This window comes from Colwellia sp. MB02u-6, assembly GCF_014077095.1.
Lineage (GTDB): Bacteria > Pseudomonadota > Gammaproteobacteria > Enterobacterales > Alteromonadaceae > Cognaticolwellia.
Window position 1 is genome coordinate 146,515 of record NZ_JACGVG010000034.1, and the last position, 16,575, is coordinate 163,089.

10 protein-coding genes are annotated in these 16,575 nt (G+C 39.8%); 6 read left to right on the top strand and 4 right to left on the bottom strand.

Features of this window, described 5'->3' with window-relative positions; genetic code table 11:
* Positions 1 to 64 precede the first annotated feature (64 nt).
* Positions 65 to 499 carry a 5-methylcytosine restriction system specificity protein McrC gene (locus H4J46_RS09340; RefSeq protein WP_182233230.1) on the top strand — a complete coding sequence of 145 codons (435 nt, stop codon included), beginning with the start codon at positions 65 to 67 and terminating at the stop codon, positions 497 to 499.
* A gap of 407 nt (positions 500 to 906) precedes the next feature.
* The gene (gene fic / locus H4J46_RS09345; RefSeq protein ID WP_182233231.1) at positions 907 to 2,013 is read left to right on the top strand and encodes a protein adenylyltransferase Fic; all 1,107 of its coding nucleotides are present in this window, start codon (positions 907 to 909) and stop codon (positions 2,011 to 2,013) included.
* 295 nt (positions 2,014 to 2,308) lie between these two features.
* Here the strand turns inward: fic and H4J46_RS09350 are convergent, their stop codons facing one another.
* The gene (locus tag H4J46_RS09350) at positions 2,309 to 3,253 is read right to left on the bottom strand and encodes a response regulator (protein ID WP_182233232.1); all 945 of its coding nucleotides are present in this window, start codon (positions 3,251 to 3,253) and stop codon (positions 2,309 to 2,311) included.
* A 190-nt stretch (positions 3,254 to 3,443) separates the two neighbouring features.
* The gene (locus tag H4J46_RS09355) at positions 3,444 to 3,935 is read right to left on the bottom strand and encodes an NYN domain-containing protein (protein WP_182233233.1); all 492 of its coding nucleotides are present in this window, start codon (positions 3,933 to 3,935) and stop codon (positions 3,444 to 3,446) included.
* 208 nt (positions 3,936 to 4,143) lie between these two features.
* Here H4J46_RS09355 and plsB point away from each other — a divergent pair, with 208 nt between their 5' ends.
* The 3 genes from plsB (at position 4,144) to H4J46_RS09370 (ending at position 14,124) form a co-directional block, all read left to right on the top strand.
* The gene (gene plsB, locus H4J46_RS09360) at positions 4,144 to 6,585 is read left to right on the top strand and encodes a glycerol-3-phosphate 1-O-acyltransferase PlsB (protein WP_182233234.1); all 2,442 of its coding nucleotides are present in this window, start codon (positions 4,144 to 4,146) and stop codon (positions 6,583 to 6,585) included.
* A gap of 1,423 nt (positions 6,586 to 8,008) precedes the next feature.
* A complete protein-coding gene (gltB, locus tag H4J46_RS09365) occupies positions 8,009 to 12,616 on the top strand; it encodes a glutamate synthase large subunit (protein WP_182233235.1) in 4,608 nt (1,535 codons plus the stop codon).
* Between the two features lie 20 nt (positions 12,617 to 12,636).
* Entirely contained in the window at positions 12,637 to 14,124 is a 1,488-nt protein-coding gene (locus tag H4J46_RS09370; protein ID WP_182233236.1) for a glutamate synthase subunit beta, read from the top strand.
* Between the two features lie 150 nt (positions 14,125 to 14,274).
* Here H4J46_RS09370 and ubiA read toward each other — a convergent pair whose 3' ends face one another.
* Together ubiA and H4J46_RS09380 are read right to left on the bottom strand one after the other, a co-directional pair.
* Entirely contained in the window at positions 14,275 to 15,135 is an 861-nt protein-coding gene (ubiA, locus tag H4J46_RS09375; RefSeq protein ID WP_259365765.1) for a 4-hydroxybenzoate octaprenyltransferase, read from the bottom strand.
* Positions 15,136 to 15,147: 12 nt separating this feature from the next.
* Positions 15,148 to 15,714, bottom strand: a complete 567-nt coding sequence (locus H4J46_RS09380) for a chorismate lyase (RefSeq protein WP_182233237.1) — start codon at positions 15,712 to 15,714, stop codon at positions 15,148 to 15,150.
* Between the two features lie 312 nt (positions 15,715 to 16,026).
* On the opposite strand from H4J46_RS09380, the gene H4J46_RS09385 reads away from it, so the two are divergent.
* A complete protein-coding gene (locus H4J46_RS09385) occupies positions 16,027 to 16,407 on the top strand; it encodes a flagellar basal body-associated protein FliL (protein WP_182233238.1) in 381 nt (126 codons plus the stop codon).
* Positions 16,408 to 16,575 lie beyond the last annotated feature (168 nt).

Consider the following 16,575-nt stretch of genomic DNA (forward strand, 5'->3'; position numbering starts at 1 on the left):
GAGGGAATATACGCAAAAGTAAATTTCATGCACGTAGCGTTACACAAAATAGGATCTAGTTGTAATGGAAAGAGTTTTTGAAGATTATGTAGCAGTTAAGTTTAAGGAGCAACTCCCTGAGCATTATATTCAATCACAGGTAAGGCAACATTGCTTATTAACTCATACAACTCATGGTAGCATAGTGGCAAAGAAGCTATACCAACTGCGACCAGATCTACATATTACTTTCCAAAGCAGAATAATAATTGCGGATACTAAATGGAAGCTTATAGATGAGAATCTCCCTTCAAAAAAATACAACATTAGTGAAGGCGACATTTATCAGATGCTGGCGTATAACCAATCTTATCAAAAAAATGAAGACGAAACTTCTGAGATTTGGTTGATTTACCCACTATCAGAAGATTTTACTAAGAGAATTCCTGACTTCAGATTTGATAATGGTGCGGTCATTAAGGTTATACCGTTTGATATTGATAACTCTCTTTTGTTGTAACTAATAATATTATGATAAATCCTAATGTGGTTACTAAAATGGTTACTAATTCGATCTTTAAATACGAAAATTAAACTTAACTAATTGAAAATAAATATTTTTATTTTTTTATTATTTATTCAGATCCAGAATATTGAATAGTATTATGATGTACCTTTAGTTGCACTGCGCAGTAATTAAAACCTCGTTATTCGAGGTTTTTTTATGCCTGATTTTTCTTATTTGCTAATGTAGGTTGTAGCTAGTGAACTTAATGAAGAAAATAGGTAAAACACTCACTATGTCGATTTCATCGACATGAAAATTGAACGTGACGATATATGGTGATTTATTCGACATAAGATCTTTACGTGTCGATCCAATTAACATATACTTTTTTCATGTCGAAATATTGAGAATATATAAACATGTTATGGCAAGCTGAAACTCCTTTTAATCATATGCCGTTATTACCACCCGCTATAGATAACATGGAATCTATCCGTATTCTCAAAGCCTGTATTCCAGCCCGTGCAGCACTTGCTGGGCTAAAACAAGCGGGCGAGTTATTACCGAATCAAGCATTATTAATAAACCTTCTACCCTTATTAGAAGCAAAAGACAGTTCGGAAATAGAAAATATTGTTACCACTACTGATAAGTTATTTCAGTTTTCTCAGGAAGACAGCTTAGCAGATCCGGCAACCAAAGAAGCGCTACGATACAGAACGGCATTGTACGAAGGTTATCTTCAATTAGCTAAACGACCACTTTGTGCAAATACTACAGTAGATGTATGCAGTACCTTGAAAGGCACAGGTATGGATATTCGAAAAGTGCCTGGCACGGTAATTAATAATCAAGATACTCAAGAAATAGTTTATACCCCACCCATAGGTGAAGCAGCTATAAGAGATTTACTCACTAATTGGGAAAACTTTCTACATGCTGAAGATGATATAGACCCATTAATAAAAATGGCTGTTAGCCATTATCAGTTTGAAGCTATTCACCCATTTCACGATGGCAATGGCAGAACAGGTCGTATAATCAATATCCTGTATTTATTAGAGCAAGAACTTTTAACCTTGCCAATTTTATATTTAAGTCGCTATATCGTTCAGCATAAAGCGGACTATTACCGGCTATTAACAAGTGTAACCTCAACTGCTAATTGGGAAGAATGGATTGTTTTTATTCTTAATGGTGTCACTGAAACGGCGCGGTGGACAACAAAAAAAATAGCCGCTATTCGGACGTTAATGGAAGCAACTAGTCAGTATATTCAAGTCAAGTTACCTAAAATTTATAGTTATGAATTAGTGCAAATTATTTTTGAACAACCTTATTGCCGTATTAATAATTTAGTTGAACGAGATATTGCAAAACGACAAACAGCCTCTGTTTATTTAAAGCAACTGGCTGATATTGGTGTACTTGAAGAAATCCAATCAGGTAAAGAAAAGCTCTTTTTTCATCCTAAGTTAATGCGCTTAATGACCCAAAATAACAATAATTTTCTGCCTTACGCTTAATGTAGCACTTAAGCTCTAATGAATAGAAATTCAATGAATTAAGCACCGAATAACCTAGCCGCTTTTTGTTCGTTAATAGCGGACTTGCTTCGTGGTAATTTGCCATCCTCATCTAAATATTATTGGCGTGATGCTAGCAAGAGCACACTACAAGTGCAAAGTAGTGTGCTCTTGCTATTAACAGTACTAGCTTACAAGCAAAAAAGTAACCGTGAATTAATCATGTTATCTGTAACCTATGATGCTCAAAATGTTGTTGATAAACCGGTGGACATTATTATCAGCAGGTCGCTAGTTAAGCTATTTTTAAGTATTGCTTAATAATTTCTGCTCCAGTATCAGCCTTGATTGGTTTAAAAATAAAGCCAGAGATACCTTGGCTTTCACAACGTTTAATCAACACCTGGTCTGTTATTGAAGATAACATAACCACGGGAACGTTACTGCCATCAGCTCTTATTTTGGCTAATGCTAGGTCACCATTCATTTGCGCCATAACAACATCTAGAAATAGAAAGTCAGGTTTGTGATCCCGCACCATAGTAACGGCAACCGAACCATCTTCAGCTTCAATAATGTTGCTATAACCAAGCTGTAATAAATAACGTCTTAGTGCTTTACGGATCATGCCACTGTCATCAACTAAAAGTATTTTGCTGTCTAGCGGTAATGTTTGGGTGTGAGGATTACTAATACCAGTACTGGCTTCTCTTTTAATACCTATAGTTTGATATTCAACCTTGCGGATCAAGAGATTAAAATAATAACGACCAATCCCTTCGATAGTGATCGGCACGGTGATAACCTCGGTGACACCCGCTAAGTATTTTTCCATGTCATTTACGTTGTGAACAAAGTACGGACTAGAAAATTTATAATCTAAGCTATAACGACCATGTAAGTCGGTTGAGCGACCAACAATGGTATTACCCCATTCGGCTAAGGCATGACTTAACTCTTCATTAATTTCAGTATATTGATACTTTTCTTCAAACATATGCTGACAAACTGAGTTACCTATCGCGATAGCCGTTTCTGGGTAATGGTGCATCATGATAACTCCATCTAAGCCACCAGTGACTTGGGAACATACTGCGTAACCTTTAAAACGAAAATCATCGACACTGTCTACAAAAGCCTCACCAGCCTCGCCAATAAGATTTGTCATCGCTTTTAAACTGGCAAGTGACTCGTTGATAAAGGGGTATAAAATCACTTTATGTAATGCTTCAACTGACATACGTGTACCTTTTGTATTATTATTTTTAAATTGACCGGCCAGTACCATTCTCAGCTCAACCTTGAATGGAAAATTTAGCTAAAGTTGGCACCGTAACTTACGGGGCATTGAAACGTATTGACTTGCATTCGATGTATTTGGACTCTTAGCATACACTTAATATTGCCAAGTTGGCTACTCATAACGTTAGCTACAACAATAGCTGGCGATCAATAGGGGAAAACTCACTCGCGGCATTAATTAATGACTGTGCGGTTAGCGCTGTGACGCCATAAACATGGGTTCTTACGCCGTCGCGTAACATGATCTTTTTCAGCAACAAATCAAAATCGCCATCACCTGAAAGTAATATAACGATATCAACTTCGGCTGCTGCCTCCATCACATCAATGGCTATGCCGACATCCCAATCACCTTTTGCAGATCCGTCGCGCCGCTGAATAAAAGGTTTGAGTTTTACATCAAAGCCAATATGTTTTAAGGCTTTTTGAAATTTATGCTGTTGGTCGTCACTGCGTTGTATCGCATAAGCATTTGCCAAGACAATATCCCCTTGTTGGCTGATTTCTTGCCAAAACGCTCGATAATTAAATTGCTGTTGAAAAGTATCTCGTGTGGTGTAATAAATATTTTGTACATCAACAAATATGGCAATTTTTGGTAATTGATCGCTATTTTGCATAAAATCCTCTTTGCTAAATGAAGCTATATTTTGACTTCATTTCAATAAATTCGTTATATTTCATTATGGTACTTGGTTTGAGCACTTTTAGCAGTTAATTATTAGCTGCTAAGAACCAGCACCCCAATCCTAAATTTAGTCTTAGTATAAGAGATAACTTTTAAGCTAAGTGTTATAATAGATGATCAAATAAAGTTGAGTAAACAAGATGTTAGCCATTCGTAAATTATTTTATTTATTACTACGTCTACCGATAAAGTTATTCGTGCATTGCAAAGTGGTTGCTGATGAAATAATTAACTTAGGTCAATTAACCACTGAGCAACCGGTATTTTATGTGCTACGTCATCAATCGGCCAGCGATGTTTTATCGTTACGTACCGCTTGTAAAAAAGCCCATTTGCCTGATCCATTAGCGCCAGTGAATGTTGATGGTCAAATCTTGTCACGTTTGTTGTTTTTGGAAAAACCCACGGCATTATTTTATTGGCGTACATCAACAAAAACTACGGCAATAGCGCAAGGGTTTGAATTGCTTAATGCTCACGCTAATAATGAAAAACTAGACGCTCAACTTATTCCAGCCAATGTAATTTGGGGTCGTACTCCGACGAAAGAAAAAAACAATACTAATGTGGGCACGCTGTTAGCCGATCAAGAATCACCTAATTGGTTACGCAAATTTTTCATTGTCTTATTTTTAGGCCGCCATACTTTAGTGCGTTTTAGTGCCGCTATTTCATTTCGCCATATGGCCGATAAGCACGGTAGTGATGAAGTCAGTGCGCGAAAATTAATGCGCATTGCACGTTTTCACTTTCATCGACAAATCATCGCGGCCACAGGGCCCAGACTGATGCATCGTCAACAAATGTTCGCTAACTTAATCGTCAATCCCGCGATAAAACGCGTGATCAGTGAAGAAGCAAAAAATAAAAATATCACTGAAGCACAAGCTAAAAAGCAGGCCTTAGCCATCATGGATGAAATTGCCGGTGATTATCGTGATGTTACTGTTCGTTTTGGCGAACGCATTCTGGGTTGGTTATGGAATCGCCTGTATAGCGGTATCGAAGTGAATAAAGCTGAGCGCTTGCGCAACTTAGCGCAAGAAGGGCATGAAATTATCTACGTGCCCTGTCATCGCAGCCATATGGATTATTTGCTACTCACTTATGTGATTTTTCAGCAAGGCTTAGTCACGCCACGTATCGCTGCAGGCATTAATTTAAATTTTTGGCCAGCGGGCCCTATTTTTAGAAAAGCTGGTGCCTTTTTTATTCGTCGCAGCTTTAAGGGTAATCGCCTTTATTCCACTATTTTTCGTGAATATTTAGGTCTACTTTTTGAACGTGGCTACCCAGTTAAATATTATTCTGAAGGTGGACGTAGCCGAACTGGTCGATTATTGTCACCGAAAACTGGTATGCTCGCCATGACCATTCAAAGTATGCTGCGCGGTATTGACCGACCATTAACCTTAGTGCCGGTTTATCTTGGCTACGAACACGTGATGGAAGTGGGTACTTATCATAAAGAATTGAGTGGCAGCCAAAAGAAGGGTGAGTCGATATTTGGCGTGATTAAAGCGATACGAAATTTACGTAACTATGGTAAAGGTTACGTTAACTTTGGTGAGCCAATTAATGTTAATCAGTTTCTAAATAGTCAGGTACCTGACTGGAAACAAGCAATTGACCCCATTGACCCACAAAAACCTAAATGGCTAAACCCAAGTGTTAACTTGTTAGCACAGCAAGTCATGACCTCAATCAACCAATGCGCGGCGTTAAATGGCGTGGCTTTAGTGTCACTGATTTTACATGCAACAGAAAATAAAGCTTTATCTAAAGTTGAGTTAATCAGCCAGCTTGATTTTTTCATGGCCATGCAACGCTTTGCGCCATACCATGTGGAATTAACCATACCAGATGACAGTGGATCAGCATTGTTAGAGCATGTAATTTTGCTCAATAAAGTGACGGTAAACCAAGACAGTTTTGGTGAAATTATTTCTCTAACTGATAGTGCAATCTTGGAGTTGCGTTACTATCGCAACAATATTTTGCATACCTTTATATTGCCATCACTGGTTTGTCGTTTACTAGAGCGTAACGCAAAAATTAGTCAAGACAGTTTACTTTGCCAAGTTCAGCGCTTAATAGCATTATTAAAAACAGATTTATTTTTATGGCAATCCGCCGATGATGTTGCGCAACAAGTCAAAGCTGTTTGTCAATTTTTGGCACAAGAGGGCATTGCAAAACAAAGCAAAACCGGTGTTTGGTTATTAAGCAGTGGCGATGGAAATCGGGCAAAAATACGTTTAATAGCGGAATGTGTTAATGAAACTATGCAACGTGTTGCCATTATTACCTCACTCCTTAGTCAATTAGCGCCTGTTAAAAAGCTTGAGTTAAATGAAAAAGTGGTGGCTATTGCTCAACGTTTATCAGTATTAAACAATATTAATGCTCCTGAATTTATTGATAAAAAGGCGCAAGCAACATTAATTACCGCGATGAAAAATCAAGGCTATATCCTGCTAGATGACGACGATAAGTTAGTTGATAGCAGCACGCTAGGCTTATTAAAAATCTCAGCGAGTAATTTAGTTGATATCGAGGTTCTACAAAGTATTGTCCGCTAGTATTAGCCGACTAACTGCTATATTGCTTTTTACGACCGTTCGTTGTGTTAACAGCAAGTAGCCCATAATGCGGGTGGTTAAGGTTTGATAAAGACTTAAATCTCTAACTCATAACGTGGCAAAGCGGCAAGCTGATAGGCCTCATTAATCGGCAAAGGTCGAAGTGACGCTGCTGTGGCTGTTTTAGGCTCACGGCTAAAGACGCTAATGCAATCGATGTTCTAGTTGATGGCGTACCCCAATAGGCGGTGTGTTGTCGCTTGTAATCGTGTTAATGGCCTTAACTGTAAAAAAGCATCTTGTCTGCTTTTTTGCCTGTGGCTTTGCTATGGTCCGAACATAAGCACTTAAGGCGACGATTTCATCCCCAGCATGGATTGCTAACCTACTTAGTTTTATTTAAAAAGCCTTTCTTGATGATGTTTTACCCTAGTAGCCAAAGCTGAACATCTACATCTACATCTACATCTACATCTACATGTAGATGTAGATGTAGATGTTCGATTAGCTGTTACTACTTATATAAGCTTAAGCTGACTGAGTTTAGCCCTTGCTTGCTGGTAATCATTTATTGGGCTTTTTGCATTGCTGCATTGAGCATGAAAAAGTTTATATTGAACTTACTCGCGATTACTCTTGCCTTACTGAGATAAGGTTAGTTATTAATATCACCTTAGCTTCTATTTTGGCTCATGTAGCCAAGATGATTTTTATCTTACAGTTGATTTTTTGTGCGGAAATATCATATGTTTATTTTTATCCGCTAACTTTTCAGTGCTTATAGCCGATCAAAATTTAAGCTCACATTGGGGTGATGAGTAAAAAAACACCCGAAAATGTTAAAATTAGCCTCATGGCCACAACTTGCAAAGACGAAAATGTAGCCAAAATATCACTTAACTGGCTGAGTGTTACTTTTATTACTCCCAAATTATATGAGTAGGAAATGCCTTAAAATGAGATGATTGATAATAAAGAAAACCCTTGTAAAAATATAATTATTTTCTTTGCAGTCAAGCTAATTTTTAACTATATATGTATTATAATTAGTGCCTTATGAAAAAAAATAAAATTAGCTAATGTGCTGTGATAAAAGTAATTTAAAGACTTGGAGGGCAAATATAAATAGTTTTTAATACCATTTTATCACTATTTATATGCAAATAATTAGAATATAAATTCACATTAGAGTTGACTCAGAGCCATTTTACAGATAATTTTCCCGGCCGCTTTAAATAATGATTTTCATTAATGACATATCATCTCATAAAGACTCAGTAGAAGTTTTGCGATAGATGTTCAAGAAATTCAAAGTAATATTCTGAAGGATCAGTAGCGCACACTTTGAGCATTAAAAATAGATGACTTAATTAGCGAAGACAATTTAGCTAATAGCAAGCGCTTGATGAAAGAGGAATGAGCAATGAATGATATGAGTAAAAAATCCCAAGGCCTTTATCGCGCCGAGTTTGAACATGACAGTTGTGGCATTGGCTTTGTTGCCAACCTAAAGGGTAAAAAATCTCACGATATTATTGACAATGCACTCACTATGTTGAGTTGTATGGAACATCGTGGTGGTACAGGTTTTGACGTGAAAAGCGGTGACGGTGCCGGTATTCTTATTCAAATACCTCATGATTTTTTAAGCGCAGAAGTTGCAAGCTTAGGTTTTACCTTACCCGATGCTGGAGATTACGGCGTCGGCATGATTTTCTTTCCGCGCTCAAAAGAGCAAAGTGACGCGTGTAAAAGCATATTAAACCAAAATATTACTGACTTGGGCTTAACCTTGATAGGTTATCGTGATGTCCCAGGTGACAACTCTATGTTAGGCGCTGCTGCATCTGACAGCGAGCCGAACATAGAACAGGTGTTTATTGCCAAACCAGAAAAATTAACAGCACAAGAATTTGAGCGCAAGCTGTTTGTCTTGCGCAAATACACCTCACATAAAATTAATGCCACTATTGCCGAAGAACGTGACGAGTTTTATGTTACCTCAATGTCGTCAACTAAAATTGTTTATAAAGGGCAGTTTACCACGCAGCAAGTTCGCCAATATTATCTTGATCTGCAAGACAAGCGAACTATCTCTGGTATGGCGATGTTTCACTCACGCTTCTCAACCAACACTTTTCCTGCTTGGCGTCGTGCGCAACCGTTTCGTTATATTGCCCATAATGGTGAAATTAATACCGTACGCGGTAACATTAACTGGATGAATGCCCGTGAAGCATTGTTTAGTTCAGTTAATTTTAGTGCTGCTGAATTAAACATGTTGAATCCAATTTGTAATAACGATAACTCTGACTCTGCCAACCTTGATATGGCCATTGAGTTATTGGTGCTAAGTGGCCGTTCGCTAGCGCAAGTCATGATGATGATGGTGCCAGAAGCATGGCAAACTCAAACAGATATGGATGCGACCAAACGCGCATTTTATGAGTATTATGCTTGTATTATGGAGCCTTGGGATGGCCCAGCCTCGTTATCGTTTACCGATGGCAATGTTATTGGTGCGACGCTAGATCGTAACGGTTTACGTCCTTCGCGTTACTTGCTAACTGACGATGGCACCTTAATCATGGGCTCTGAAACGGGCACCTTGTGTGTTGATCAATCCACCGTTGTTGAAAAAGGTCGTTTGCAACCGGGTAAAATATTCATTGCTGACTTAAAGCAAGGTCGCATCATCAGTGATGACGAAGTAAAACAAGAAGTCAGTTCGGCACAACCTTATGGTCAGTGGGTAGCAGAAAATAAAGTTGATTTAGATCAACTGCCTGTATCACCGGCTTCTATTGCACAGCCGCCATTAGCCGAATTGCGTAAAATCCAAAAAGCCTTTGGTTATACCAGTGAAGATCTTAACTTAATACTGGCCGGCATGGTGGGCACGTCGAAAGAGCCATTAGGCGCGATGGGCACAGATACGCCATTAGCAGTACTGTCACATCGTCCACAGCAATTATCACATTATTTTAAGCAGTTGTTTGCTCAGGTGACTAACCCGCCTATAGATCCGATCCGTGAAGAGTTAGTGATGTCATTGCGTGGTTATATCGGTAAGTCACTTAACCTACTAGAAGAAACCGCAGCGCATTGTCATAAAGTTGAAATTGAGCAACCGGTACTGACTAACGAGCAATTACGAAAGTTACAGCATATTGATAATGATCATCTGCAATCAAAAACTATTAGTATTACTTTTAAAGCTAGTGGTAAAGCTGGCGCGCTTAAAAATGCACTGGATCGAGTGTGTTTATATGCCAAAAATGCGGTTGAAGATGGTTATGCCATATTAATATTAAGTGACCGTGAAGTTGACAATGATCATGTCGCTATTCCATCGGTATTAGCAACCGCTGCTGTGCATCATTATTTAATTCGTGAAAATTTACGCTCTGACGCTGATATTATTCTTGAATCTGCTGATATTCGCGAGACGCACCATTTTGCCACCGTTATTGGTTATGGCGCAGCAGCGGTAAACCCCTACTTAGCACTAGAAAGCATGTATGGTTTACGTGATGAAGGCGTACTTGATAGCCAATTATCAAACGAGCAAATCACCGACAAATATACTAAAGCCGTTGGTAGTGGTTTATTAAAAACCTTCTCTAAGATGGGTATTTCAACATTACAGTCTTACTTAGGTGCGCAAGTTTTTGAAGCTTTGGGTATTAACGCTGAAGTTGTTGATAAGTACTTTACTGGTACTGTCAGTCGAATCGAAGGCTTAAGCCTAGATCAAATCGCTCAAGAAGCGCTATTACGCCATCGTGAGGGCTTCCCTGACGCGAGTCGTATTGCCATTGAAAACTTATTGCCAACCGGTGGTGAATACTCGTGGCGTCATGATGGCGAACGTCATCTATTTAGCCCAACGGTTATTCGTTTACTGCAGCATTCAACCGCTAGTAACGATACTAATCAATTTAAGCAATACACCAAAACAGTTGATGATCAGAGTAAAGAAGCTTTTACTTTACGTGGTTTACTTGAATTTAGTAGTGATCGCGCTTCAATTCCCTTAAGTGAAGTTGAACCGATTGAAAACATTTTCAAACGTTTTGCCTCTGGCGCTATGTCATTTGGTTCAATCTCGTGGGAAGCACACACTACATTAGCCATTGCGATGAACCGCATTGGCGGTAAGAGTAACAGCGGTGAAGGTGGTGAAGACCCGATTCGCTTTACGCCGTTAGAAAATGGTGATTCGATGAATTCACGCATCAAGCAAGTTGCTTCGGGTCGTTTTGGTGTGACCAGTCATTATTTGGCTAATGCTGATGAGTTACAAATTAAAATGGCGCAGGGCGCTAAACCGGGTGAGGGTGGTCAGTTACCTGGTGATAAAGTTGATGCTTGGATTGGTAAAACACGTGGTTCAACACCCGGTGTTGGCTTGATTTCGCCACCGCCACATCATGATATATATTCTATTGAAGATCTATCGCAGCTTATCTTCGATCTTAAAAATGCTAACCGCGATGCCCGTGTTAACGTTAAATTAGTCTCTGAAGCGGGTGTGGGTACAGTCGCATCAGGTGTAGCCAAAGCTTATGCTGATGTGGTACTGATTGCGGGTCACGATGGTGGCACAGGCGCTTCACCACTGAGTTCAATTAAACATACCGGCTTACCGTGGGAACTTGGTTTGGCTGAAACCCATCAAACCTTGGTACGTAATAAACTGCGTAGCCGAATTACCGTACAAACGGATGGCCAGCTTAAAACACCACGCGATTTAGCGATTGCTACATTGCTTGGCGCAGAAGAATACGGCATGGCAACGGCAGCACTGGTGGTTGAAGGTTGTATTATGATGCGTAAGTGTCATTTAAATACTTGCCCCGTTGGCGTAGCAACACAAGATCCAGGCCTGCGAGAGCGTTTTACCGGTCGTGCCGATATTTTAGTGAATTTCTTTACCATGATGGCAGAAGGTTTACGTGAAATTATGGCCGAGCTAGGCTTTAGAAGTATTGAAGAGATGGTCGGTCAGACCCAGTGCCTTAAGCAACTTAAAAATGTAGAACATTGGAAATACAAAGGTGTTGATTTAACCCCGTTATTGCACAAAGAGACCTGCGGTGAAAATGAAACACTTTATAAATCAATCGATCAGAAACATCTGATTGACGACATTATCGATCGTAAGATGATAAAAGATGCGCAAGTCGCGCTTGATTCATCGCAAAGCGTTTCTCTTGAATATGACGTTATCAATACTGACAGAACGATTGGCGCGATGATTTCTAATGAAATCTCTAAAAAATATCACGCTGAAGGTTTACCAGAAAACACCATTAAGGTGAAATTCAATGGTTCAGCGGGTCAAAGTTTTGGTTGCTTCTCAGCCAAAGGCCTGCATTTTGAACTGGAAGGCGATGCCAATGATTACTTTGGTAAAGGACTTTCTGGTGCAAATCTGGTGGTATATCCAAGCAAAAAAGCCAAATTTTCAGCCAGTGAAAACATCCTAATTGGTAACGTTGCTTTCTTTGGTGCAACCTCAGGTACTGCTTTTATACGTGGTATTGCTGGTGAACGTTTCTGTGTGCGTAATTCGGGTGCTACCGCAGTTGTTGAAGGTGTTGGTGATCACGGTTGTGAATACATGACGGGTGGTAAAGCCGTTATCTTAGGCACAACGGGTCGTAACTTTGCGGCGGGTATGTCTGGTGGTGTCGCTTATGTACTTGATAAGAACAATGACTTCGCCCCTAAATGCAACATGGAAATGGTTTCATTAGAAACGGTTGATACCGATGCAGAAAGTCTTGAATTAAAAGCCTTGATTATTGAACACTTTACCGCAACAGGTTCAGATGTAGCGAGTAAGTTAATTAATGATTGGGACAATAGCGTTAAGCGCTTTGTTAAAGTCATGCCAGTTGATTACAAGCGTATGCAAGGCTACATGAATGACGTACGTGAAAGCGGTAAGTTCGAGTCAGAATATGACGTAGCCGTTCAAGCATTCGATATCCATTTAAACAACATAGCTAGCGCAAAAGCTTAAGCTGCCAAGGAGAATATATTATGGGAAATCCAACAGGATTTATCAACGTAGGTCGTGCCTTGCCAGCTGAACGTGACCCAAGCGAGCGTTTAATTGATTGGCTTGAAGTCTATGAAGAAATACCATTGGCCGATGTCGAGCAGCAAGCTTCTCGTTGTATGGACTGTGGTGTGCCATTTTGTCAGTCAGCGAAATCAGAGTTTGCTCCGGTAGTAGCGGGTTGTCCGGTTAACAACATTATTCCTGAATGGAATGACTTGATTTACCGAGGACGTTGGAAAGACGCCATCGAGTTATTGCATAAAACCAATAACTTCCCAGAGTTTACTGGGCGAGTATGTCCTGCACCTTGTGAGGGTGCTTGTGTACTGGGTATCAATGCTGACCCAGTAGCGATTAAACTGCATGAAAAAGAAATTATTGATCATGCCTTTAAAGAAGGTTGGGTCGTTGCCCAGCCGCCATCAGCGCGTACCGGTAAAACTGTTGCTGTTATAGGCTCAGGCCCAGCTGGGCTAGCTGCGGCAGCACAGCTGAATAAAGCGGGTCATATGGTCACTGTCTATGAGCGCGCTGATCGTATTGGGGGTTTACTCATGTACGGTATCCCTAATATGAAATTGCAAAAAGAGCTAGTGCAACGTCGTGTTGATATTTTAGCCGAAGAAGGCATAGTGTTTGTCACTAATACCGAAGTGGGTACAGACATTAGTGCAGCGCAACTTGAAAGCGATTTTGATTCTGTTGTGCTATGTGTTGGTGCAACCGTACCGCGCGATTTACCGGTTGAAGGTCGTGAACTTAACGGTGTTCATTTTGCCATGGACTTCTTGAAAGCTAATACTAAAAGCTTACTCGACAGCGAACATAAAGATGGCCAGTACATTAATGCTCAAGGCAAAAATGTGGTGGTAATTGGCGGGGGTGATACCGGTACTGATTGTATTGGCACCTCATTACGTCATCAATGCCAAAACGCTATTCAACTAGAAATTATGCCATGTCCTCCAGGGCAACGCACTGCAGACAATCCTTGGCCAGAATGGCCAAAACGTTTGTTGGTTGATTATGGTCAAAAAGAAGCGATTGCCGTTCAAGGTCAAGACCCTCGTCAATATTTAGTGATGACTAAAAAAATTGAAAGTGACGGCCAAGGTCATGTTAAAGCGGTTCATACGGTTAATATAACTTGGCAGCGCAATGACAAGGGACAAATGTTTCCACAAGAAGTTGCGGGCAGCGAAAAAGTTATTCCGGCTGACATCGTACTCATCGCCATGGGCTTTATGGGCCCTGAAGGTGGCTTAATTGAGCAGTTCGGCCTTGAGCAAGACAATCGTTCTAACATAGCGGCAGAATACGATAAATTTGCTACTAGCAAGCTAGGCGTGTTTGCTGCCGGCGATGGTCGACGTGGTCAAAGTTTAATTGTTTGGGCTATTGATGAAGGTCGTCGTTGCGCTCGTGAAGTAGACACTTTCTTAATGGGTAGTAGCTACTTACCTTAAGGTCATAGTGACAATCGCTTTGAGTGTAAAGCGATTAATGATTAAAAAAGTCCTAGCGTTTTTATAACGCTAGGACTTTTTTATGTGCAGGAGCGGCGCATAACAGAATGTACGGTATGCCGCGAGCACAGGCAAAGCCACTTAACAATCTTATAAATACTCGACCATTACACCAATAAAGACAATTAAACCGACATAATGATTATTTAAAAAAGCTTGAAAGCAACGGTCACGCTCACGGTCAGCAATTAAAATTTGTTGATAGCAGAAAAAGCCGGCAGCAATCACTAACGATAACTGAAAAGGCCAACCAAAGGCTAAAATATCACCAACGGTAAATAATAAGCCTAAGGTCATTAATTGTAAAAATAAGATAATACGTTTATCACGTTCAGCAAAGACGATCGCTGTCGATTTTACACCAATTCTTAAGTCATCATCACGATCGACCATGGCGTACATAGTGTCGTATGCGGTAGTCCATAGAACGTTGGCGGTAAATAAAAGCCAAGCTGTAACTGGTATTTGACCTTGCTCTTGAGCAAAAGCCATAATCATGCCCCAACTAAACGCTGCGCCTAACACTAGTTGTGGAAAATGAGTTATACGTTTCATAAACGGATAACTGGCAGCTAATATAACCGCCACAACAGAGAGCATAATGGTGTAATTACTTAAAGTTAGCACCAAGGCAAAAGCCAGTAAAATGAAGGTTGCAAACAACTGTAAGGCTTCATTACTCGACAAAGCGCCAGTGACTAACGGGCGATTTTGCGTACGTTTAACGGCACCATCAATTTTTTGGTCGGCATAATCATTAATAATACAGCCGGCGCTGCGCATAAAAAAAACACCTAGGCTAAACACTACTAGCGTATGTAATGACGGCCAACCATCAGAGGCAATCCATAGTGCCCAGTAAGTTGGCCAAAGCAACAAGTAAGTGCCAATAGGTTTATCCATACGGGTAATTTGTGTGATTGCACTTAATTTTTTCTTCAAGTCACTCAAAGCAATACTCTTTTATTTTTGATAGGCAATGGCATTAGGTAAAAATATTTCTGCCACCATTAATGGTTTACTATTAAGTACAAAAACCGAACGACGACCCCAAAGGGCTTGTGGAGTGTTTTTTAAGGTTAAATAGTTGGCGAGATTAGCGACACTAGAATCTTGGTCAAACAGCGCTACTTCAATTTTTTTGCGCCGTAAATCGGGATGGTTAAATAAGACCTGCCCTAAAGACTGCGTACCCAAATGCGCTAACTCTTGCTGAGCGCCGGTTAAAGAGCTTAAAGGCAATAAACTTCGGGCGAATACTTGGGGAATATCGTCACAATACAATAATACTTCGCGAACCAGCACCTGCTCGCCCGCGGTAATATCATCATTGGCTTCAACCGCATCACAGGCTTGTACACATTGGCCTAGCACTTCGACACGAAATTGTTGAGCGTGGCATTTCAGTCGTGCGGTTAATGAACTAGGATCGAGTAACCAATCGCGTAAGCTAATGGGCAAGGTAAAGTTTTCTGGTGGCTGCCAGTTTGCGACCATTTGCACAGGAAATAATGAATGCTCTGTTGTCATACTTGAAAACTATTTAACGAAAAACGACGTATGATAGCGTTTAGCATGACAAAAATACAGTGTACTCCCCGTATTACATAACGCTGACTTACACCACTGACTTACACCTGTAGATATTAGCGATTTTAGACCAGTACTATTAGTTAGGCATGAGTTTGATATTAGCTAGATATCAGTCAGATAAGCGTCAGATAAAAAAATCGCTAAATAACTCAACGCATAATCAAAATTCAGGTTATCATTTAGTCGCAATCAACTATTTACTGTTTGGCTGTAAATAGTTAATTTATTAACCCATGTGAGTTTTAGTGTATGAAAACATCCATTTTTTTTATGTTAGTACTGCTTAGTTCGTCTTTTGCCAAAGCGGCTGACTATGCTTACTTTGGCTTCGAACCTTCGATAGTGACTAATTACGTGGCCGTTAAGAAAGAAATGGGCTATGTTCGCCTAACGGTAGAGTTGATGATTGAAGACTCGGTAAATTATACGATTGTTGAACATCATGCTCCGTTGCTGCGTGATGCCATTATTAATATTATTGGCCAACAACCCGAGTCACAAATAAAATCAATCAATGGTCGCAATGAAATACAGCGTTTGTGTGAAGAGAAAGTTAAACAATTATTAGCAGAAGAAACAGGTAAGCCATTAATTAAAAAATTGTTATTCACTCAATGGTTAGATAACTAAACGCTGCTAAATCAACTACCCATCATTAATACTCAGAGTATTTAATGAAAACACATGCACCTATGGATTAAAATAAGTGACTACTTCGATATTTATTTAATTATTACTAACACAAACGATTAAATAAACACCTTACATTTCAAGGTGTCACCTGCATATAAAGTCAAT